At 31.0% G+C, this 22,740-nt stretch carries 24 protein-coding genes; 11 read left to right on the forward strand and 13 right to left on the reverse strand.

Annotated features, from left to right (window positions below; translation table 11 throughout):
* Positions 1–359 precede the first annotated feature (359 nt).
* Both ABJD66_RS06970 and ABJD66_RS06975 read left to right on the forward strand, forming a co-directional pair.
* On the forward strand, positions 360–665 hold the full coding sequence (locus tag ABJD66_RS06970; protein ID WP_100895969.1) for a hypothetical protein: 306 nt from the start codon (positions 360–362) through the stop codon (positions 663–665).
* 198 nt (positions 666–863) lie between these two features.
* Positions 864–1,166, forward strand: coding sequence for an HPF/RaiA family ribosome-associated protein (locus ABJD66_RS06975; RefSeq protein ID WP_100895970.1), 303 nt, complete (start codon positions 864–866; stop codon positions 1,164–1,166).
* Positions 1,167–1,224: 58 nt separating this feature from the next.
* On the opposite strand, the gene ABJD66_RS06980 is transcribed toward ABJD66_RS06975, so the two are convergent.
* Entirely contained in the window at positions 1,225–3,201 is a 1,977-nt protein-coding gene (locus ABJD66_RS06980) for a dehydrogenase E1 component subunit alpha/beta (RefSeq protein ID WP_348129737.1), read from the reverse strand.
* A 129-nt stretch (positions 3,202–3,330) separates the two neighbouring features.
* On the opposite strand from ABJD66_RS06980, the gene ABJD66_RS06985 reads away from it, so the two are divergent.
* The 5 genes from ABJD66_RS06985 to ABJD66_RS07005 all read left to right on the forward strand — a co-directional run bounded on the left by ABJD66_RS06985 (position 3,331) and on the right by ABJD66_RS07005 (position 7,465).
* A complete protein-coding gene (locus tag ABJD66_RS06985) occupies positions 3,331–4,281 on the forward strand; it encodes a 2-oxoglutarate and iron-dependent oxygenase domain-containing protein (protein ID WP_348129740.1) in 951 nt (316 codons plus the stop codon).
* Between the two features lie 130 nt (positions 4,282–4,411).
* Positions 4,412–4,741: a translation initiation factor gene (locus ABJD66_RS06990; RefSeq protein ID WP_100895973.1), complete on the forward strand. Its 330-nt coding sequence runs from the start codon at positions 4,412–4,414 to the stop codon at positions 4,739–4,741.
* A gap of 69 nt (positions 4,742–4,810) precedes the next feature.
* Positions 4,811–5,743: a DUF1835 domain-containing protein gene (locus ABJD66_RS06995; protein WP_348129743.1), complete on the forward strand. Its 933-nt coding sequence runs from the start codon at positions 4,811–4,813 to the stop codon at positions 5,741–5,743.
* Between the two features lies 1 nt (position 5,744).
* A complete protein-coding gene (locus tag ABJD66_RS07000) occupies positions 5,745–6,614 on the forward strand; it encodes a nucleoside phosphorylase (protein WP_348129746.1) in 870 nt (289 codons plus the stop codon).
* Positions 6,615–6,616: 2 nt separating this feature from the next.
* Positions 6,617–7,465, forward strand: coding sequence for a substrate-binding domain-containing protein (locus ABJD66_RS07005; RefSeq protein ID WP_348129749.1), 849 nt, complete (start codon positions 6,617–6,619; stop codon positions 7,463–7,465).
* Between the two features lie 10 nt (positions 7,466–7,475).
* On the opposite strand, the gene ABJD66_RS07010 is transcribed toward ABJD66_RS07005, so the two are convergent.
* A complete protein-coding gene (locus tag ABJD66_RS07010) occupies positions 7,476–8,141 on the reverse strand; it encodes a uracil-DNA glycosylase (protein WP_348129752.1) in 666 nt (221 codons plus the stop codon).
* A gap of 66 nt (positions 8,142–8,207) precedes the next feature.
* On the opposite strand from ABJD66_RS07010, the gene ABJD66_RS07015 reads away from it, so the two are divergent.
* Positions 8,208–9,704 (forward strand): YfcC family protein, encoded by a 1,497-nt coding sequence (locus tag ABJD66_RS07015; RefSeq protein ID WP_348129754.1) that lies wholly within the window; start codon positions 8,208–8,210, stop codon positions 9,702–9,704.
* A 160-nt stretch (positions 9,705–9,864) separates the two neighbouring features.
* On the opposite strand, the gene ABJD66_RS07020 is transcribed toward ABJD66_RS07015, so the two are convergent.
* The 4 genes from ABJD66_RS07020 to ABJD66_RS07035 all read right to left on the reverse strand — a co-directional run bounded on the left by ABJD66_RS07020 (position 9,865) and on the right by ABJD66_RS07035 (position 12,003).
* Positions 9,865–10,464, reverse strand: a complete 600-nt coding sequence (locus ABJD66_RS07020) for a DUF6642 family protein (RefSeq protein WP_348129757.1) — start codon at positions 10,462–10,464, stop codon at positions 9,865–9,867.
* A 58-nt stretch (positions 10,465–10,522) separates the two neighbouring features.
* Positions 10,523–11,044 carry a YetF domain-containing protein gene (locus ABJD66_RS07025; RefSeq protein WP_348129760.1) on the reverse strand — a complete coding sequence of 174 codons (522 nt, stop codon included), beginning with the start codon at positions 11,042–11,044 and terminating at the stop codon, positions 10,523–10,525.
* Between the two features lie 162 nt (positions 11,045–11,206).
* Positions 11,207–11,677 (reverse strand): nucleoside deaminase, encoded by a 471-nt coding sequence (locus ABJD66_RS07030; protein WP_303544477.1) that lies wholly within the window; start codon positions 11,675–11,677, stop codon positions 11,207–11,209.
* A 134-nt stretch (positions 11,678–11,811) separates the two neighbouring features.
* Entirely contained in the window at positions 11,812–12,003 is a 192-nt protein-coding gene (locus tag ABJD66_RS07035; RefSeq protein WP_027075965.1) for a cold-shock protein, read from the reverse strand.
* A 403-nt stretch (positions 12,004–12,406) separates the two neighbouring features.
* Between ABJD66_RS07035 and ABJD66_RS07040 the strand changes: the two genes are divergently transcribed.
* The 3 genes from ABJD66_RS07040 to ABJD66_RS07050 all read left to right on the forward strand — a co-directional run bounded on the left by ABJD66_RS07040 (position 12,407) and on the right by ABJD66_RS07050 (position 15,263).
* Positions 12,407–12,976 carry a Crp/Fnr family transcriptional regulator gene (locus tag ABJD66_RS07040; protein ID WP_348129765.1) on the forward strand — a complete coding sequence of 190 codons (570 nt, stop codon included), beginning with the start codon at positions 12,407–12,409 and terminating at the stop codon, positions 12,974–12,976.
* An 81-nt stretch (positions 12,977–13,057) separates the two neighbouring features.
* Complete coding sequence (locus tag ABJD66_RS07045) at positions 13,058–13,801, forward strand: acyl-CoA desaturase (RefSeq protein WP_303544462.1); 744 nt, start codon at positions 13,058–13,060, stop codon at positions 13,799–13,801.
* 601 nt (positions 13,802–14,402) lie between these two features.
* Positions 14,403–15,263, forward strand: a complete 861-nt coding sequence (locus ABJD66_RS07050; protein WP_348129769.1) for an RNA polymerase sigma factor RpoD/SigA — start codon at positions 14,403–14,405, stop codon at positions 15,261–15,263.
* A 97-nt stretch (positions 15,264–15,360) separates the two neighbouring features.
* On the opposite strand, the gene ABJD66_RS07055 is transcribed toward ABJD66_RS07050, so the two are convergent.
* The 7 genes from ABJD66_RS07055 to ABJD66_RS07085 all read right to left on the reverse strand — a co-directional run bounded on the left by ABJD66_RS07055 (position 15,361) and on the right by ABJD66_RS07085 (position 22,670).
* The gene (locus ABJD66_RS07055) at positions 15,361–16,089 is read right to left on the reverse strand and encodes a LytTR family DNA-binding domain-containing protein (protein WP_348129772.1); all 729 of its coding nucleotides are present in this window, start codon (positions 16,087–16,089) and stop codon (positions 15,361–15,363) included.
* Between the two features lie 3 nt (positions 16,090–16,092).
* Positions 16,093–17,133, reverse strand: coding sequence for a histidine kinase (locus ABJD66_RS07060; protein WP_348129775.1), 1,041 nt, complete (start codon positions 17,131–17,133; stop codon positions 16,093–16,095).
* A 5-nt stretch (positions 17,134–17,138) separates the two neighbouring features.
* Positions 17,139–18,359 carry an ABC transporter permease gene (locus ABJD66_RS07065; RefSeq protein WP_100895987.1) on the reverse strand — a complete coding sequence of 407 codons (1,221 nt, stop codon included), beginning with the start codon at positions 18,357–18,359 and terminating at the stop codon, positions 17,139–17,141.
* Positions 18,360–18,361: 2 nt separating this feature from the next.
* Positions 18,362–19,105, reverse strand: coding sequence for an ABC transporter ATP-binding protein (locus tag ABJD66_RS07070; RefSeq protein WP_348129779.1), 744 nt, complete (start codon positions 19,103–19,105; stop codon positions 18,362–18,364).
* A gap of 5 nt (positions 19,106–19,110) precedes the next feature.
* Positions 19,111–20,316, reverse strand: coding sequence for an efflux RND transporter periplasmic adaptor subunit (locus tag ABJD66_RS07075; RefSeq protein ID WP_348129782.1), 1,206 nt, complete (start codon positions 20,314–20,316; stop codon positions 19,111–19,113).
* An 11-nt stretch (positions 20,317–20,327) separates the two neighbouring features.
* On the reverse strand, positions 20,328–21,566 hold the full coding sequence (locus tag ABJD66_RS07080; protein WP_348129821.1) for a TolC family protein: 1,239 nt from the start codon (positions 21,564–21,566) through the stop codon (positions 20,328–20,330).
* Between the two features lie 345 nt (positions 21,567–21,911).
* The gene (locus tag ABJD66_RS07085) at positions 21,912–22,670 is read right to left on the reverse strand and encodes a hypothetical protein (RefSeq protein WP_348129785.1); all 759 of its coding nucleotides are present in this window, start codon (positions 22,668–22,670) and stop codon (positions 21,912–21,914) included.
* Between the last annotated feature and the right edge of the window lie 70 nt (positions 22,671–22,740).

Genomic DNA, 22,740 nt, shown 5'->3' on the forward strand with positions numbered 1-22,740 from the left:
CATCTAGGGATTATAGCTAAAACGTACATATTTGTTTATACAGAAATATTTACAGGAACCTAAGAAGAGGAGATTAAAAACGTTTTGTAGACTTAGAATTGCTAAAAGATGAATAAAAACTTCAAATACATTGCTATTCTGCAACGCATTTCAGTTATAAATACCAATAAAACTAAAATTTAACATATTTTCTTACAAAACAAATAAAGTGTTGATTTTAAGTGATTTAAATTTGTTTATTATGTTAAATTTATAACTTATACATATTAAAAATACATAAAAGTAAATTTTTATAACATCTAAAGCTATTTTTTGTGCGTAGATATACCAGTTATTAACCCTAAATAAATTTGAACACTATGAAAACATTATCAATTGTATTATTTGCATTAGCTACGGCTGTAACTTCTTTAGTATCAACAGAAAATGTAACTGCAACTTATGCTGGATTTGAAAACGAAGTATATCAATTCTCTGCGGAAGATGGATCTACTTTGGAATTTCAAGGAGTAAGTGCAGAAGCATTAGGTAAGTATGATTTATCTGACGAAGCCTTTAAAGGCAAAACGTTTGCTATTACATACGAATCTGAAACTGTTGTGGATGCAGAAACAGAAGAAGAAACAACTACTAGCATTATTACAGACCTGGAATTGCAGGAGTAATTGCTATTTATCATTAAATTACTAAAAGCACAACTTAATTGTTGTGCTTTTTTTTGTTTTTAATAATTATACAACCTATTAATTTTTAATGTCTTAAATTTAGAACTAGCAACAATGTTTTAACTTTAATATAATATTAGGTTTAAACATTTGATTTTTTAGTGTACTATATGTATCTTCAAATAAAATACTAGACCTATGAATATAAACTTTCACTACGATGGTGTTACAGCAAGTAACCGCTTAGAAATATTAGTAGCTAAAAAAATTGATAAACTTTTAAACAAGTACGACTTTATTGTAAGTGCAGACATTTTCTTTAAAAAAGAAAATACTTCTTCGCCTGAAACAGGAAAAGTAATTGGCGTACGTTTAAGTGCACCAGGACCTAGATTATTTTCAGAATCTAGTGAGGCATCTTACGAAGCTGCTATAACATCTAGTGTAGATGATTTAAGCAGACAATTAGAAAAAAGAAAAGCTAAAATGAAAACATATTAATTCTGTTTTCATCTTAACTTTTAAGTAGTCTTTTAGGCTCTAAAAAATTTGCTAGTTTTTAATACGCTAGCAAATTTTTTAGTTCTTGCTCAAATCTATTTTTAGATTGGTATTCTTTTTCTAAATCTTTAGCAAAAGGTATTGGTGTTTCTATACTAGCTACACGCTTTACAGGCGCATCTAAATACTCAAAACAATTTTCCATTACCATTGCAGATATATCACTAGCAATACCTCCAAACATAGTATCTTCTTGTAAAATTATAAGTCGGCCTGTTTTTTTAAGAGATGTATAAATTGTTTCTTTATCTAAAGGAGCTAACGAACGTAAATCTATAAGATCTGCGCTAATATCTTTATTGTTTTCTAATGTGTTTAAAGCCCAATGTACACCTGCACCATAACTTACAATAGTTACGGCACTACCCTCTTTTAAAATGCTTGCTTTACCTAAAGGCAATGTATAATAATTTTCTGGTACGTCTTGGTAAATACTTCTATACAATCCTTTATGCTCAAAAAATAAAACCGGATTAGGATCTTCTATAGCTGTTGCTAATAACCCTTTGGCATCATAAGGAAAAGCAGGATACACCACTTTTAAACCTGGTGTTTTGGTAAACCAAGCTTCATTTGTTTGAGAGTGAAAAGGACCTGCACCAACTCCGCCACCACAGGGCATACGTACCACAACATCTGCATTTTCTGCCCAACGGTAATGAGACTTAGCTAATAAGTTTACTATAGGATTAAAACCACTACTTACAAAATCTGCAAATTGCATTTCTACAACAGCTTTGTGCCCGTTTATAGATAAGCCCATTGCAGTAGAAACTATAGCAGACTCACATATTGGCGTATTCCGAACGCGTTCTGTACCAAATTCGGCAACAAAACCCTCTGTAATTTTAAAAACACCACCGTATTCGGCAACATCTTGTCCCATAATTACAAGGTTTTTATACTTTTCCATAGCTTGTTTTAAGCCTTGAGAAATAGCATCAACCAAACGTATATTTTTAGATTCGCCTACAGGTAAAATTTCTTCAAAATTAAAAGGTTTAAAAACATCATTTAATTCGTTTTCTACTGTAGACGTTATTGTTGGCTCTTCAAAAGCAACTTGCAAGTTGTCATTTATTTCAGCTTTGTAATTAGCTGTAATACTTGTAATTAAGTCATCATTTAAAACATTGTTCTTCTTTAAAAAAGCTTCGTAATTTGCAATAGGATCTTTTTTTGCCCACTCATCTAATAATGCATCTGGCACATAAGCAGTACCACTAGCCTCTTCATGGCCTCGCATTCTAAAAGTTAAAAACTCTATTAATATTGGTCTAGGATTTTTTCTAATGCTTTCACACAATTGGTTAACCTTACTATATACCTCTATTATATTATTACCATCTATTTGGTGAGATTCTATGCCGTAACCAATACCTTTATCTACCAAATGCTCACAATAATATTGCTCTTTTGTTGGAGTAGATAAGCCGTAGCCATTATTTTCTATACAAAACAAAACAGGAAGTTGCCAAACAGCAGCAACGTTTAATGCCTCGTGAAAATCACCTTCGCTAGTAGCGCCTTCTCCTGTAAAAACAGCTGTTACTTTGCCATTATCTTTTAATTTATTAGCTAAAGCAATACCGTCTGCAACACCTAATTGTGGTCCAAGATGCGATATCATTCCAACAATATTAAATTCTTGTGTCCCAAAATGAAAACTACGGTCTCTACCTTTGGTAAAACCGTTTGCTTTTCCTTGCCATTGAGAAAATAGTCTATATAAAGGAATATCACGAGTTGTAAACACACCTAAATTACGGTGCATAGGAAGAATATATTCGTTTTTTTGTAAGGCACTAGTGACACCAACAGCAATGGCTTCTTGACCAATACCACTAAACCACTTAGAAATTTTGCCTTGACGTAATAAAATAAGCATTTTTTCTTCAATTAAACGCGGCTTTATCATACGTTTGTACAGTAATAACTGCTCTTCTGAAGAAATTGTTTTATTATTGAATTCCATTTAGCGGAAAATTTTATAAATTGAGAAATAAAAGTAACAAATTAGAAGAGATATTGTTATAAAAATTAATAATTTATCAGAAAATGTTAGATTATTATTAAATTTGAATATATAAAAAAATATTATACGATGAGTTCTATTCCAAGTGTCAATTTACAGGAATTTTTATCTGACGACAAGACACAAAAAGAAAAGTTTATCAAGGAAATTGGTAGTGCTTTTGAAAACATAGGTTTTGTTGCCTTAAGTGGCCATTTTTTATCTGATGAGTTAGTGGCAGATTTATATGAAGAAATTAAAGTCTTTTTTAACCAGCCTCAAGAATTAAAAGATAGTTATGAGATTGAAGGTATTGGCGGTCAGCGTGGATATACTTCTTTTGGTAAAGAGCACGCAAAAGGTAAAAAAGAAGGAGATTTAAAAGAGTTTTGGCACTTTGGACAGTATGTAGAAAATGATGCTAAATTAGAAGCCGAATACCCAGATAATGTTATAGTAAAAGAGCAACCTAACTTTAATGTTATAGGTGAAGAAACTTTTAAAATGTTAGAAAAAACAGCTAAGTATGTACTTAGAGCTTTAGCATTGCATTTAAATTTAGAAGAAACGTATTTTGATGATTACATTAAAAACGGAAACTCTATTTTAAGGCCTATACATTACCCACCAATTAAAGATGAACCTAAAAATGCAGTACGTGCTGCAGCCCACGGAGATATTAACCTAATTACATTGTTAATGGGTGCCCACGGTAAAGGTTTACAGGTTAAAAACCATAATGGTGACTGGGTAGATGCTATTGCACGTCCAGACCAGTTAATGATTAATGTTGGCGATATGTTATCTAGGCTAACAAACAACAAATTAAAGTCTACCATACACCAAGTGGTTAACCCACCAAAAGAATTATGGGGAACTTCTCGTTATTCTATTCCGTTTTTTATGCACCCTGTTAGTGAAATGCCACTAAATTGCTTAGAAAATTGCGTAGATGATAACAACCCAAAACAGTTTGAAGATATTACTGCAGGTGAATTTTTACACGAAAGATTGATAGAATTAGGACTTATTAAAAAGTAATAATTTCTAAAGAAGTATACACAAACAACTAAATATTGGTATTTTAAAACTCCAATATTTAGTTGTTTTTCTTTTTTATATTGAAGAACCAATATCCTTAATAAAAGCATTTAATCAATATTATAGTAAAATGGACTTACAAGACCAATTAAAAAACCTTTTTCCGGACCATAAACCAAGTGAAGATGTAGAAAAAAAAGCACCTAAAAGTGATATTTGGTTGCAAGATGATCCTATTATTTGTAAGTACGAGAAAAGAAAAGGGAAACCAATTACCATACTAGAAGGTTATACTGGTGCAGATGCAGATTTTAAGTTGTTAGCTAAAGAATTAAAGCAAAAACTTAGCGTTGGCGGTAGTTTTAAAAACGATAGCATTATAATTCAGGGAGATTATAGAGACCAGATTATGAGCATACTAAAAGAGAAAGGCTTTAACGTTAAACGCGTTGGTGGTTAAAAGTGTTAATTTTTTTTTGATTATTTAGATAAAAATGTAATTTTAATAGTTCAAATCTAGAAAACTACTATGGGGTCCATCTTACACATAACCAACGGAGGAAACTTTACAGATAGATTGAAAAACTTACCTATAAAAGGAGACATTATTACCTGGAATGAGATGTTGTGCGAAGGCAAAACATTAAATAACGTAGGTAGTGAAAGTTTTTGGAAAGCTAGGTTTGATTTTTTAAGCAAAAACTATAAGGTTACTAAAGCAAAGTTTATTGATTTAACATTAAAAGAATACAGGTCTTTATGTAATCATAAAAAAGAAAATAAAATTGTTTTATGGTTTGAGTATGACTTGTTTTGTCAGATTAATATGCTTGCCGTTGTTAGTTGGTTAAAAATGCACCGCAGATACGCAGAAATATCTGTAGTTTGTAGCGGAGAAATAGAAGGAAAATCTAAACTTTATAGTTTATCTGAATTAACAAACGACCAACTACTGCAGCATTATGAAGAGCGTACGTTTTTACGACAAGATGATATAGAATATGCAGATTATATATGGCAGTTGTATTGTAGTGATAATCCTATTAGGTTAGAAAACTTAACAGATTTTGCCAAATATAGATTTCCTTACTTAGAAAAAGCTATAGAACTTCATTTACAACGCTTCCCATCTATTAAAAATGGCTTAAATGCAGTAGAAAATAATCTTTTGCAATTGGCATCAACCAAAAAACCAAAAACCAAAAACGAACTTATTAAAAAGTTACTTGTAGCAGATAATAACTACGGTTTTGGAGATATTCAATATCAAAAAATAATAACTTCTTTAAAACCTTTATTTGGTTCTTTTAACCCAGTTAAACTAACAAAAAAAGGAAAAGAAATACTAGAGCAACAAACAAGTTATTACTCTTGTATACAAGATAATGACGTTTATTTAGGTGGTGCATTAAAGTATAACTTTTTGTACAACACCAATACAGACAGAATCCTTAAATTATAATATGCAATTAAGTCCATCGGAGTTAATTTTAAATGCTGACAATAGCATTTATCACCTTAATATATTACCAGAAGATATAGCAACTACCATAATTACTGTTGGCGATCCCGACCGTGTTGGTGAAGTATCTAAGTATTTTGATACCATAGAGCTTAAAAAAGGTAAAAGAGAGTTTATTACACATACTGGTGTACTTAACGGAAAACGTATTTCTGTTATTTCTACAGGTATTGGTACAGATAATATAGATATTGTTTTAAACGAATTAGACGCTTTAGTAAATATAAATTTTACTACAAGAACTATTAAAGAAGAGAAAACAACTTTAGATATTATTAGAATTGGTACATCTGGTGCAATACAAGCAGATATTCCTATAAATTCTTTTCTAATGAGCGAATATGCCATTGGCTTAGATAGCTTGTTGCAATTTTATGATAGCAAACACGTACAGCATACTGAAATTCAGGATGCTTTTGTGACACATACAAATTGGGCAAAAGAGAAATCTACACCCTATGTTGTTACTTGCAGCACAAAACTAGCAGATAAAATATACTCAGATAAATTTGTAAAAGGTTTTACCGCTACAAATGTTGGTTTTTATGGTCCTCAAGGCAGAATTTTACGTTTAAACACTCAGGATAACGAGTTAAACAACAAAATAGCATCTTTTAGGCATAATAATTTAAAAGTTACCAATTTAGAAATGGAAACTTCTGGTATTTATGGCTTAGCAAAATTGCTTGGTCATAATGCATTATCATTAAACGCTATTTTGGCTAATAGAGCTAACGGAGAATTTTCTGTAACACCATCAGAAACTGTAGAAGAGTTAATAAAATATACGCTAAACAAGCTAACATCATAGTATTGAAAACAGTTAAAATAATAGGAGTTCCGGAGCATTTTAATTTACCTTGGCATTTAGCTATAGAAGAAAATGCATTTAAAGACCGTGGTATAAATTTAGAATGGACAGATATTCCTGAAGGTACAGGAAGAATGTGTCAAATGTTGGCAGATAACGAGGCAGATATAGCTATTATACTTACTGAAGGTTTGGTAAAAAGTATTACTGCAGGTACAAAAGCAAAAATTGTACAAGAGTATATTGCAACACCTCTTTTATGGGGAATACATGTTGGTGCAAACAGTAAGTACCAGACTATAGAAGAGCTTATAAATACCAAAGCAGCAATTAGTAGGTTTGGTAGTGGTAGTCATTTAATGGCATATGTTAATGCACAAAACAAAAATTGGGACACCAGCAAATTACAGTTTCAAATTATTAATAATTTAGATGGCGCTGTAGAAGGATTAACTAACGGTACTGCAGATTATTTTATGTGGGAACATTTTACTACAAAACCTTTAGTAGATAATGGAACTTTTAGAAGAGTAGCAGACTGCCCTACTCCTTGGCCTTGTTTTGTAATTGCTGCAACAGATAATTTTATTGCAGAAAATTCTGGTACACTACAACATATTTTAGAGGTAATTAATATGTATACTGAAGAATTTAAAACTATACCAAGTATAGATAGGACTTTAGCTAATAGGTATGAACAAAAGTTAGAAGACATACAAGAATGGATGTCCAAAACACGTTGGAGTCAGTCACAATTAAACACAAAAACATTAGAGAAAGTACAAGACACTTTACTTTCTTTAGATTTAATAGATAAAAAACTAGACAGTAACTCTGTTTTACTTTCATAAATAAGCTCAATTACCATTCTATCTGTGCCTTTCCACTATCTTTTAGAATGGTATTTGCAGCACTAAAATGTTTGTTGCCAAACCAATACCCTCTATTTGCGCTTAAAGGAGATGGGTGTCCGCTTGTTAAAATATGATGCTTTTTAGTGTCTATTAATTTTGATTTCTTTTTGGCAAATCCACCCCAAAGTAAAAAAATAACACCTTCTTTTTCCTCAGATATTTTACTAATAACAGTATCTGTAAACGTTTCCCATCCTTTTTTTTGATGACTACCAGCCTCGTGTGCTTTAACAGTTAATGTAGCGTTTAATAACAGAACACCCTGTTTAGCCCATCGTTCTAAATTACCACTTTCAGGATACGATATATTTAAATCGGTTTCTAATTCTTTAAAAATATTTATTAATGATGGCGGATGCTTAATATCATCTTTTACAGAAAAACACAATCCGTTTGCCTGGTTTGGTCCGTGATAAGGATCTTGACCAATAATAACCACCTTAGTATCATTAAAAGAACTCCAATTAAAGGCAGCAAATATGTCTTTTTTTTCAGGATAACATGTATTTTTTTTATACTCTTCAGTAACAAAAGAAGTAAGCTCTTTAAAATACTCTTTTTTAAACTCTTGTAAAATAATATGACTCCAACTTTCTGGTATACTTGTTTTCATTCTTTATCAAAACTAATTATTCAACTAAAATAATACTATCTTTAAACCCTTGAAAAAATATACGCATTGAAAAAATTAAAATTTCCTTCTGCACAAGCAATTTTATTAGTAATAGCAGCACTTGTAGCTGTTTTAACATATTTAGTGCCAGCCGGTAAATACGACACATTAACGTATAATGAAGCTGATAATACGTTTGTTAGAAAAAGTGGATCAGAATCTACTGTAATACCTGCCACTAACGAGGTACTAACTACATTGCACATTAATATTCCTTTAGAAAAATTTAAAAACGGAGATATAAGAAAGCCTATAGGTATACCTGATACTTATAAAGAGATTGAGGCACAACCACAAGGTGTAGCAGCTTTTTTAAAATCGCCTATAAAAGGAATAATTGAAGCTGCAGACATCATTTTTTTAGTCTTAATTATTGGTGGTTTAATTGCCATAATGAATTTAACTGGTGCATTTGATGCCGGAATTGCCTGGTTAGCTAATAAGTTACAGGGAAAAGAATACATATTAATAATTTTGGTTACTTGCCTTATTGCTTTAGGCGGAACAACTTTTGGTTTAGAAGAAGAAATAATAGCCTTTTACCCTATTTTAATTCCCATATTTTTAGCTGCTAAATATGATGCAATGGTTGCTTTGGCATCTATTTACATTGGTTCATGTATAGGTACTTTAGCTTCTACCATAAATCCGTTTAGTGTTATTATAGCATCTAATGCAGCTGGTATAAACTGGACATCTGGTATTGATGGTAGAGTTATTACACTTGTTTTGGGTTTAATTATTTGTATTATTTACATTACTAGATATGCACAGCGTGTTAAAAAGGACCCTACTAGGTCTATTATTTATGACCAAAAAGCAGAAATAGAACACCTATTTGGATCAGACGCTAGTAAGACTAACTTAAAATTAACTGGTAGACTACGCTTAATATTGCTTGTATTTACAGCTTGTTTTGTTGTAATGGTATACGGTGTATCTAGTTTAGACTGGTGGTTTGTAGAGATGACAACTGTGTTTTTAGTAGGCTCTATAATCATAGGTATTATTGCAAAAATAAAAGAAACACAATTTATAGATACTTTTGTTAAAGGTGCAGGAGACCTATTGGGAGTTGCTTTTATTATAGGTATTGCCAAGGGTGTGACCGTTTTAATGCAAGATGGTGCAATAGGAGATACACTATTATACTACGCGTCTAGTGTTACTAGCGGTATGGAAAAAGGTATTTTTATTAACTCTGTAATGTTGGTGTATAGCGGACTTTCATTTTTTATACCTTCTACATCTGGTATGGCTGTTTTAAGTATGCCTATTATGTCGCCTTTAGCAGACACAGCAGGTATTGGCAGAGAAATGATTGTAAATGCGTATTTGTATGGTATGGGGTTATTTAAGTTTATAAACCCTACCGGATTAATACTTGCTTCTTTAGCAATTGTGAAGGTTGGTTACAATAAATGGCTAAAATTTGTATGGCCTTTAGTAGCTATTTTAACCATATTTTTAATGGTAGTGCTTACTGTATCTGTTTATTTATAAATAAAACTAGCTTTATATTTATAAAGTGACAGGAATTATTTTTTTCAACAACGTTAAAAAATAGAGTTGTCACAAATGGCGTATTTTGTAATTATGTACAGATATTTTTAAATACGTGATTCTCGTAGATTTGGAATTTTTAGTAAAAAATAATTTCTACTTAGTAGTACAATCTAAAATCTAGCAGTTTACACATTTTATAATGCCTTTGGTGTAACTCTTCTACAACATCAAACATATTATCATCTTCTTTAAATAAATTAAAGAATGCTTTATCTAGTTCTGAGCTAGTTATTCCATTAAATTCATTACCATAGCCAGAAACACCTTTAGCACCAGTTATGTCTATAAAATACTGAGCTTCTTCTTCGTCTAAATCTAAAACTTTAGCATTAGAAAAGTGTAAAATTTTATCTTGTAATTTACCTTCAAAAATTTCTGCTATTTCTTGTAAACTATAATAATAGTCATTTAAGCAAATACTATTAGCTTCGCCAGTTATAACTAAGTAAATTATTTCATAGTTTTTAAAATTATGATCATCTAAAAGCAGTGTATTCAAACTTGCTTCTAAACCTTCAATAGTGTCACAAGTTTTATAAATACTAGCTACACCATATTGCTTAGTTAACTCTGCTAATTTTTTTTGAGCATCAGTAAATGTTTCAATTTCTATATCATCTACTGCTTCTAAACAGTAAATAAAATAATCTGGATCTATTAATTCTTCTTGGGGTAATTGTTGCCTTTTTTCTAACAAACTTTAGTATTTATGATAACAAATAAAATGCAAAAATAATACTTATCTTTTAGTCTATTTATTTTTTAACACCCGTTAAAATTTCATCAGACAAGCCAATATCTTTACTCTTATGTATTACAGATATATCTCCGGTACTCTCTAAAACAACAGCTAAAGCTTCACTTTTATCTTTTACATTTGCCTCTCTAAGCTTAGCGTAAACATCTTTAGCATCTACATTTGTTTTTCTTAAATTATTAAGAATAAATTCTCCGTTTTCCATTAATAACATTGGTTTATTGGTAAACAAATTATTAAACCATTCAAAATTTCGTTTGCAATATGAAAAAACAGATTGAAATAAGATGATGCCACCCAAAGCTATTGCTCCTTTAGTAATAGATTGCCCTGAGTTTAAAACTATAGATGCTAATATAGAGCCTATAGCTATTGTAGAAGCAAAGTCAAAACTAGACATTTTTGCAAAAGTTCTTAGCCCAGATATTCTGGTAATTACAATAATTATTGTAAAAATTGCTAAAATACTTAGTATAACTTTTCCTATAATATCACCTGAGGCAAACAACCAATTTTCCATATCTATTTTTTTATTTCAAAACTATAGATATTAGTATTTTGTAATTGTCTTAATTAGATTTTATGTTAACGCTATACATTTTTTAGCCTTTTAAATAAAAAAGCACTAACAAAACCAGATGTTTACTAGTTTAATTAGTGCTTAAAACGGAATACTCTTTAATTAATACTCTGTTTTATCTTCTTTTTTAGTCCATTCGTTAAAAGGCTTTATTGCTATCTCTGGAGACAATTGCTCAAACGGGATACTCCTTTCATTGTATGGTAACGGAATTTCTTTGTAAATAAACTCGTCATCAAACCCAATATTAGCAGCATCTGCTTGGCTACTACCGTAGTAAACTTTGTCTGGTCTAGCCCAATAAATAGCACCTAAACACATAGGGCAAGGCTCACAAGAGGTATAAATTGTACAACCATCTAACTGAAAAGAATCTAAATTTTTACACGCATCTCTAATTGCAGTAACCTCTGCGTGTGCAGTTGGGTCGTTAGTAGATGTTACTTTATTATTTCCTTTTCCTATAATTTTACCATCCTTTACTATAACGCAACCAAATGGTCCGCCTTCATTGTTTTGCATTCCTCTTAAAGCTGCATTTACAGCTTCTTGCATAAACTTTTCATCACTCATTTTATTTCTATTTTTTAGCAAAATACAAATCATTTTAAAATAAGCTCATATTTATTACAATTACTCGTTTTTGGGCATAAAAAAAAGTCCATCAAACTAATGATGGACTTTTTGTAAAAACTTGAAATATATATTTAGATAACTTTTACGTTTACTGCATTTAATCCTTTGTTTCCTTCTTGTAAGTCAAATTCAACTTCATCACCTTCACGGATTTCATCAACTAATCCTGAAATGTGTACAAAATGATCTTTCTCTACTCCTTCTTCAGTTATAAATCCGAATCCTTTTGTGTCGTTGAAAAACTTTACTGTTCCTTTACTCATAATAATATTGTATTAATAATTTGATATCAATAGTGCAAAGATAGTGCCAATAAAAATAGAAAGGCTCTTTTTTGTAACTTATTATTAATAAATAAATTACAAAAAATATTTAAAGTACTAATTAAAATGATTTTTAGTTGGTTTTAATACTGAAGATTTAATTGTTATTTAAAGGTATTTCTACTTCAAAAGGTACACTAATAGTATGCTTATTTATATAGTTATAACTGTATGGTTTGTTTATTGTAATTATTTTAGCTGATTTAGTTATAAAATGTATAATTCTCTTTATCTATTTTTGATGAATTCTAAACTATATTAATAGTAATAATATCTCTAAATTGATGGTGAAAAACCAGTAATACGTATCTTTACAAACTTAAAACACTAGTATTTATAAGGTTTGGAGCAGATAAAAGCGTACTTAGATCAAATAGCAACAATTTCTAATGAAGATTGGGAGTTTTTTACCTCTAAATTACAACGTAGAGTAATACCCAAAAAAGAGGTTTTTTTAAAGCTAAATGAAATAGAAAACCATATTTCTTTTATAGAAACTGGTGTAGTACGTTTGTTTATACCAAAAGATAACCCAGACAAAGAAATTACGTTTGGTTTTAGTTTTGACAATCAATTTATTAGTGCATACGATTCTTTTTTAACTCAGCAGTCCTCTGCATACGAGTTACAAGCACTTACCAAAACCACTTTATTAAGTATAACTTATGAAGATTTGCAGCAAGTATATGCAAAAACACAAATTGGTAATTTTATAGGTAGGTTAACAGCAGAGCGTTTATTTTTAATAAAGTCTAAACGAGAGCAAAACTTACTTAACCTCACTGCAGAAGAACGTTACTTAAAGTTATTTAAAGAACGCCCAGAACTTTTAAAGGTAATTCCGTTAAAGTACATAAGTTCTTACATTGGTATTACAGCACAGGCTCTAAGCCGTATAAGAAAGCGCCTATAAGCCAGCATATATTGGCTTTTTATTGATTTAGGTTCATTGTTTTGCGAAAAACTCCAATTTACCTTTGCAAAAAAAAGTTATATGGCAGTAGTCATTTTTGTTTTGGTGTTATGGTACGGAGGTTTATTTTTTCAGTCGTTCTTTTTACACCGTTATGCAGCGCACCAAGTTTTTACAATGTCTAAAACTATGGAGCGTATTACCTTTGTATTAACCTGGATTTTTCAAGGTTCTAGTTATTTAAGTGCCTATGGTTATGGCGTAATGCACCGCATGCACCACGCGTATACAGACACAGAAAAAGATCCGCACTCCCCTGCTTATGACGACAATTTGTTTTCTATGATGTGGCGTACAAAAACAGTATACCAAGACATTAATAAAGAGCGTATTGCAGTAGACAAACGTTTTACTAAAAACGTACCACAATGGAAATCTTTTGATGCTTTTGCAAGCTCTAGATTCTCTAGGCTTTTATGGATAGCACTATATATTTTATTCTTTGCCTATTTTACTACAGCCGCTTGGCAATGGGCTTTGTTACCAATTGCTTTTTTAATGGCACCAATACACGGCGTTATTATTAACTGGTTTGGACATATTTACGGTTACGTAAATTTTAAAATGAAAAACACGAGTAAAAACCTTTTTAGGTTCGATTTTTTAATGATGGGCGAAGGTTACCACAACAACCACCACAAATATGCTAGTAGAGCTAATTTTGGAGTAAAATGGTACGAGGTAGATGTTACCTATGTTATTATTAAAATACTTAATGCCTTTGGACTTATTAAACTTAGAACTATTAAAGTACCTAGTAAATAAGTTGTTTTGTAGTATTAATATCGTTTTTAGTTTTACATATTACTTTAGTAGCTAGCTAAAAAAGGATACACTTTGGTTAAAAATTAAATTTTCAAAACACTTTTGAAATGCTTTAAATCTTTGATTAAAATTGTTTTATCAACTGTACGAAATTGATGTTAGTTATTCTATGTTTACCTCAATTGTACTTCTTTAGTAATAGCTGAATTATAATAAGATAAGTCTCTTATTTTTAATTTATCATTTTCAATCTCTGCTATTTCCTAATATGGTTTTATAAGACTGTACAACCCCCTAAGCCGTGATCATATTCACCGTAATAGTACTTGCCATTAATTTCATAAAATGAATTATTCTCTGAATATCTACCAACTATCTGTCTACAATTATCTTTTAAAAAATTAACACGTAGCCTATTACGCTTTTCCGTAATGCTTTTTAATAGTTATTAACTAAACAATAAAACAGTTAAAAAAAGGTACTATTTTAACCATAAACAACACTTTTTTACAATAAAATTGATAAAATATGCAATTTAATTAGGAAATACGTAAAAAAAATAGTATAATAAAGTAAGAGAATTATTAACTAAAACACATATATGAGGCAACTAAAGATCACGAAGCAAATTACAAACAGAGATACAAAATCATTAGAGAAGTATTTTCAAGAAATATCTAAATTAGATATGGTTACCGTTGATGAGGAAGTAGAACTGGCAAAAAGAATACGAGAAGGTGATCAGGTTGCTTTAAACAAATTAGTAAACGCAAATTTACGTTTTGTAGTTTCTGTTGCTAAACAATATCAAGGTAGTGGTTTACGACTATCAGACTTGATAAACGAAGGTAACGTAGGACTTGTAAAAGCTGCACAACGTTTTGATGAAACTAGAGGTTTTAAATTTATATCATACGCCGTTTGGTGGATTAGACAATCTATTTTACAAGCAATATCTCAACTATCTAGGTTAGTGCGTTTACCATTAAATAAAATTGGAGAAATTAGTAAAATAAACAAAGTATTTTCTTCTTTAGAACAAAACTACCAAAGACCCCCAAATGCTATAGAAATTGCTAAGGAATTAGATATGAGTGCCAGCCAAGTAAAAGGTGCTTTAAAAAACACAGGCAAACACTTATCTATGGATGCTCCTTTTGCAGAAGGAGAATCGTCTAACCTATACAATGTTATATCATCTAAAGAAGCTAATAGTCCAGACGCTAAAATGATGCAAGAATCTCTTAGCTCAGATATTACTCAGCTTTTAAAGAACTTACCTCCTAGAGAAAGCGAAATTATACGTTTGTATTACGGTATAGGAGAAAAAACACCTTTAAGCTTATCTGAAATTGGAGAACTTTTTGATTTAAGTAGAGAGCGTGTTAGGCAAATTAGAGAAAAGGCTATTTTATTGCTACGCAGAAAGCCACAAAACCAACTTTTAAAAGCGTATTTATAGTATTTTTTATAAACCAATTATAAATACAACTAACCAATACAGAATTAAAAGAGAGTCATTTTTATAAAATGACTCTCTTTTTGTATAAATTCTACTCTTACGTATTAAAAGAGTTTTTTTGTATGTAAGCTAAAAACTGTGGTTTGTATTGTTCTGAGACAGTTATACGCTGATTGTTTATTACTATCTGACTACGTTCTATAACTTCTATGTTCTTTAAAGAAACAATAAAAGAACGGTGTACACGCATAAAATCTGTACTTGGTAATTCTTCTTCTAACGCTTTTAAACTTTTTAAAGTAAGTATGGGTTTAGGGTTGTTTTTAAGCCAAATTTTTATGTAATCTTTTAAACCCTCAAAATACAACACATCTGCTAATTTTATGCGTAGTTGTTTATACTCAGACTTTACAAACAAAAACTCTTTTTCATTTGTTTGCTGCTCGTTACGTTTGGTTAGACTAAACCAATTGTTTGCTTTATTGGCTGCGCTTAAAAACTCTGCATAATCAAACGGTTTTAACAGGTAATCTAAGGCTTCTACTTTAAAGCCTTCTAAAGCATACTGGTCAAAAGCTGTGGTAAAAATTACACGTGTATTTTTGGGTAACATTTTAGAAAATTCTATCCCTGTTAAATCTGGCATCTGTATGTCTAAAAATAACAAATCTACAGGGTTTTCTTGTATAAAACTTAATGCTTCTATAGCACTATTGCACTTATTTTTTAGCTCTAAAAAAGGTGTTTTTTGTACATAGCTCTCCACTAAATTAAGTGCCATAGGCTCATCATCTACAATAACACAAGTAATTTTTGAGATACTCATAATTTAATTAGTTTCAATTTCTAATTGGGCAACAAAGTTATTGTCTTCTACGCTTGTAGTAAACAAATGCTTGTTTGGGTACAACAACTGTAACCGTTTTTCTATATTAGGTAAGCCAATACCAGAACCACTTTTATCGTCTGTTTTTTTAGGGAAATTAGTATTTACAATAGTAAAAAGTACTTTGTTATTGGTACAGCTCATCTGTATATTAATACTACTATCTTTACTTGCAGAAACACCGTGTTTAAAAGCGTTTTCTATTAAAGATATAAATAATAATGGAGCAATTTTTATTCCTGTTTCTGTAGTAGGAAAACTATAATTTACTGTTGTTTTATGAGATACACGCAATTTCATTAATTCTATGTATTTTCTCATAAAATCTATTTCTTTAGATAATGAAACCTGTTCTACATTAGTTTCATATAACATATAACGCATAAGTTTACTTAAACTATGTATAGCTGTTTTAGCCTCGTCTGGCGATACATCTACCATAGCATAAATATTATTTAATGAGTTAAAAAAGAAATGTGGTTGCAACTGATAGTGTAAATGTTGTAACTCTGACTTTAATTTGAAATTAGCAGCCTCTTTACGTTCTGCCTCTGTTTTAACCCAGCGTTTGGTTGTTTTAACTGCAATAGAAAACAACAATGGCGCCATATATGATACCATTTGAACATAAATAAACATTTTAAATCTTGGGCCTCCACCTTCTTTGGTATTGACGCGATTTTTGGTTAGCTCTTCAAAAAAAGTTGCTTCTATAGTCTCTTTACAAAAAATGAAAAAAGAAATTATAATTATGTTAATACATACAAACCAAATTGTTTTTTTGGGAAACAAAAATTTATCAATTAGCACAAAATAATTAAAGTAAAATAGAATTGCTGAAAACACTAATGGAGTCCAAAAATGAATAACAACTCTATTTATTTCTTGTTCCTGTCCGTAAGATAATAAGTAAGGCATACTAAAAAGTACAAACCAGACCAGTATATGCGATAATAGGGTTATATTTTTGTTTTTTAACATCATATATATTATTCGTAACGTAAAGCAGTTATAGGGTCTAAAGCAGAAGCTTTTCTTGCAGGATACCATCCAAAAAAGATACCTGTAATTGCACAAACTGCAAAAGATATTATTATAGAATACATAGCTACACTTGTTGGCCAATTTAAGAATTTTTCTATAAATACAGTTGCTCCCAGCCCTAAGATTACACCAAGCACACCACCTGTAATACTTATTAAAATGGCTTCTATTAAAAATTGCATTAAAATATCAGATCCTTTTCCGCCAACAGCCATTCGTAATCCAATTTCTTTTGTACGTTCTTTTACAGACACATACATAATATTCATAATACCTATACCTCCTATTAATAAAGATATACTGGCTACTGCAACTAGTAAAATAGTAAGCATTTCACTAGTAGAACTAAATGTAGAAATTAACTCCTCCATAGACCGTACACTAAAATCATCTTCTTGATTGGCTTGCAGCTTATGTTCTGTTCTTAAAATTTCAGATACTTGTGTTACTGCTGCTGGTGCATCATCTTCGCTAATTGCAGAAGCTATTATTTGGTTTAGATGGTCTATTGCCAAAATACGTTTTTGAACTGTTGTATAAGGAGCAATTACCACATCATCTTGGTCTTGACCAAAGGTGTTTTCTCCTTTTTCTTCTAAAACACCAATTACTTTAAACGGAATATTATTAAAACGAATCATTTGCCCTACTGGTTCTTGACCATCAGGAAAAACGTTTTCTACCACAGTCTGACCAATTACAGCTACTTTAGAAGCAGAAGTTACCTCGGCATCTGTAAACATACTACCACTTTGCAAACCAACAACCTTAATGTCTAAATATTCAGGGTTTACACCATAAATTGAAGAAGGCCAGTTGTTAGAACCATTAATAACCTGCCCAGAACCATTTACCACAGGAGTTATATAACTAAGCAAAGTAGATTGCTCTTTTATAGTTTTGTAATTAGCAAGTGTTAAAGTTTGTACATCCCCACCACTACCTCTAGCAGGTCCTCTACTATCTGCTCCTGGTTGTATGGTTATCATATTAGATCCCATTGCAGAAATAGTAGTACGTATACTTTCTTTAGAGCCTTCTCCTATTGCAAGCATTGCAATTACAGAAGCTACACCAATGATAATACCTAACATGGTAAGCAAGGTTCTTGTTTTATTAAGAATAATTGCTTTTGTTGCTATTTTAAATAAGTTTAATAGTCTCATAATTAATGGTCTTGTTTAGGTAATTTAGCCAATTCATCTGCCGCAGATTGTACTTTATGATTTTTATAATCTTGCATAATTTCACCATCTTTTAACACTATAGTTCTGCTACTAAACGTAGCAATATCAGGCTCATGCGTAACAAATGTTATAGTAATACCTTGTTTATTTAATTCTTGAAATAACGACATAATCTCGTAAGAGGTACGCGTATCTAAATTTCCTGTAGCTTCATCTGCTAAAATCATAACTGGATTATTAACTAAAGATCTAGCAATAGCTACACGTTGTTGTTGTCCTCCAGACAACTGAGCAGGTGTATGGTGTAATCGCTCACCTAAACCTACCATTTGTAAAGCTTTAATAGCACGTTCTCTACGTTCATTAGACGAAACTTTACTGTTATACAGCAACGGTAGTTCTACATTTTCAATAGCAGATGTTCTTGCAAGTAAATTATAAGATTGAAAAATGAAACCAATTTTTTCGTTTCTAATAGTTGCTAATTGATTTCTATTTAAATCTTTTACACTAACACCATCAATCTCATACAAACCAGAGGTTGGCTGGTCTAAACATCCTAAAATATTTAGCATTGTACTTTTACCAGATCCACTAGAACCCATTATGGTTACAAACTCACCTTCTTTAATATCAAATGATATTCCTTTTAGCGCATGAACAGTTTCTGTACCCATAGTAAACTCTCGTTTTAAGTTTTCTATTTTGATAATTTCTTTACTCATAGCTATTATTTTTTTCTGTTACCTCCTGGACGTTGTGGCATAAATGGACTTTCGCTTTTCTCTGAAGTTTCTGCTTCTGACCTAGAAACACCTTTTAAACTGTATACTAATTTATCACCCTCATTAACACCACTTAAAATTTGAACATTTACACCATCACTAGCACCAAGTGTTACTACTTTAGGCACAATAGCACCATTAGATTCTAATAGCCAAAGTGTTTTATTTTCTCTAGATCTTTCATCATTACTAGCCTCTAATTTATGTTGCTGATTGTATGCTAAAAAGGTTTCTCTTTCTGGTTTAAAGTTAATTGCTTTAGCTTCTGCTGTTAATACATTATTTAACTCTAAAGTAAAAATAGAAATGGTTGCCGTTAAACCTGGTTTAAGTTTTAAATCTTCATTTTCTGCTTTAATTACAACAGTATAAGTAACTACATTAGAGGTTACTGTAGGGTCTAAACGCACTTGTGTAACTATACCTTTAAACGTTTCTCCTATGTAGGCATCTACTGTAAACTCTACACGTTGTCCTTCTATAACTTGTCCTATATCTGCCTCATCTACATTTGCCTCTACTTGCATTTCTTTTAAATCTTGTGCAATGGTAAATAATGTAGGTGTACTATAACTAGCAGCTACTGTTTGTCCTTCTTCTATATCTCTAGACAAAACCACACCATCTATTGGCGAGTAAATATTAGCATATCCTAAATTTGTTATTGCAGATTGTAAGTCAGAATAACGTTGAGTTACCGTTCCTTTTGCTGTTTGATAGGCGTATGCTGCATCATCAAAATCAGATTTACTTATAACTTGATTGTCATATAAAGTTTTTTGCCTGTCGTAAATTGTTTTTGTATAATTTTTTTGACTAATTGCATTATCATAAGCAGCCTGTGCCTGTGTTTTTGCAGCTTGTAAATTAGTTTTGTCTAATTCTGCTATAAGTTGACCTTCCTTAACAACACTATTGTAGTCAACATAAATTTTTTCAACTACGCCAGATACTTGTGTACCAACATCTACCTGGTTAATAGGCTCTATGGTTCCGGTAGCAGTTACCATTGTAGTAACATTTGCTTTTTTAGCAGTAACTGTTTTAGGTTCTATAATTATTGCATTATCGCTTTTAAAAAAGCTGTACCCACCAATTGCTAGTGCAATTAATACTATACTGACTATTATTATGTATTTTTTATTTTTCATAACTATATTGATTAAAGTTTTATGTCGTTTCCTTGGTAAAATTGTAATAATTCGTGATATAAAATATATAGATACTTTGCTTGTAAATAGTCTTCTTGTGCACTGGTATAAGTGTTTTGACTAATTACCAAATCTGTTGTGCTTAAGCCACCTAACTCATATTTTTTTTGAGCTAATTGGTAAGACTGTTTAGCAGCTTCCATAGAAGACTCTGCAGCAAACAATTGCTCTTGAGCTGATATTGCATTTTGATAAGCAGTTTCTACTTTAAGATATATTTCTTTTTCTGTAGACAGCTTTGCTATTTGTGCTTTTTCAATATTAATTTCTGCATTTTGAACAGCCGCTTTGGTTTGATTTTTATTAAAAATTGGAATGTTAAGAGACAAACCTATTCGCTGGTTAAAATTAACTTCAAACTGATCTGAAAATGTGTTATTATTAATACTTGTATAACCTGTTCCTATGCTTGACGTTAAAGACAAAGTTGGTAAATAAGCTCCTTTGGCAATATCTAAATCTTTTTTGCTAGACGCTATATTTAAATCACTAGCATTTACCTCAGGTAGAATACCTAAAGCCTTACTATATATTTCTGTTTTATCTAATAATATAGATGAGTAATCTGTGTTGTTGTCTAGTGGCTCTATCACTATATCATTAGCAGGGTTTAGCTCTAGTAATTGTTTTAAGGCTATAACAAATTGCTGATATGTGTTTTTAGCATTTATTAAAGTATACTTATTAGATGCTTGCTGACTTTGAGCTTCTGTATAATCATTAAGTGCTATTGTACCAGCATCTAACCTTGCTTTAGCACGTTCTACCTCTGCCTCAGATGATTTTAAGTTGTTTTCTGCTATAGCAATACCTTCTTTAGCGTGTAACACTTGCAAGTAATTTTCTAAAACACTTAAAATAATATTGTTTTTAGCCTCTTCTTGCAAAAACAAACTTTGGTTTGCAAGTATTTTATTTTTTGCAATTTCATTGTTAATTTGATTGCCCTGAAAAAGTGCAACTGAACTATTTAAACCTACATTGGTACTATATATTTGATCTGTTACAAAATCACTTGTAATAGGATCTATAGAGCTACCATTGGTAAAGCTTTGAGACGCAGAGCCAAAAAGATTTGGCAACCTAGAAGATTTAGCTTTAAAATAAGCTACATCTGCTTGAGATTTGTCTAATGCTGCATCTTTTAGTGTTATGTTATTTTCTATAGCATAGGTAATACAATCTTGCAGCGTTCAAGTTGTTTTTGCTAATGCTTCATTTGTTTGTGCAAAACTTACTTGCACTAAAAAGCCTATGGTTATAATTAGTAATCGTTTCATATAACGTGTATTTTAATTTACACTTCAAAAGTGAAACAAAAGACAACCATAATAAAGTGTAATAGACGTTTGGGTGAATTCTCTATACCAAAACCCTATTTTAATCGATGAGATTTTGAGCAACTAAATACAATTATAGATTATAAGTATAAGTGTTAATGCGTTGTATTTACAGCTAATTAAAAAACATAACGCAAAAAAAAACCGACTACGGTTACGTAATCGGTTTTTAATAAAATGTAATGGTTAGTGTTTTTATTTATTTTTTTTTGGATAAAGCTTAAACCAAAAATCTATTTTATTTTCTGTTGTTGCAGTTCTTTGCGGAGGTACACCACTGTTTCCTCTACCAGCACCACCACGACCACCGCCTCTGCCACCAGAAGGTCTGCCTTGGCCACCACCTTGTCTACCGCCCATACTTACACTAGGCTGTTGTTGGTTTTGCGCTAACTTAGTAGAAACAATACCTATAGATAGCTTAGTCAAATCTATGTTGTCTTCTGAAATTTTAGAAGCTGGTATTTTTAGATGATATTCTAAAATTGGTCCTTCATTGGCATCTTCATAATTATAGTTCATTGTAATTCCTAAATCATTTATATCTAAATTAAAATCTCTAGAAGAATCAAAATAGGTGTAATTTGCCTTTTTAGGTAAATTTTCAATCATTTTTGCTATATCTGGCGCTTTTTCATTGCTATTTTCACCTCTTACTTTACCTTCACCCCTTTCTGGTCTAGCTCTTTTTTCTGGGCGTTCTCCTTTTAAAGGATATTGTATACTTACATTTTTCTTTTTCTTCCCTTTTACATCAAAATATATAGTATAGCCACGGTGCAACATAGATTGCATAGTTTCTTTAAACTCTGTGCGCAGCGTTAAATACAAATTTTCACCATCAAGAATTACTTTGTATTCTACATTATCCTCACGCCCTGTTAGAGTATCTTTTTCCTGTGCAGTAATAACTGTACAGATTAAAATAAGTATAGCTGTTAATTTTATCTTCATAGTCTTATTGTAATTACATTCTTTATTCAAATCTATGTATTAAAAATTCCTCAAAAAGTAAATTTCTGTA

The sequence above is a fragment of the Cellulophaga sp. genome, from assembly GCF_039943695.1.
In the GTDB taxonomy this organism is placed as follows: domain Bacteria; phylum Bacteroidota; class Bacteroidia; order Flavobacteriales; family Flavobacteriaceae; genus Cellulophaga.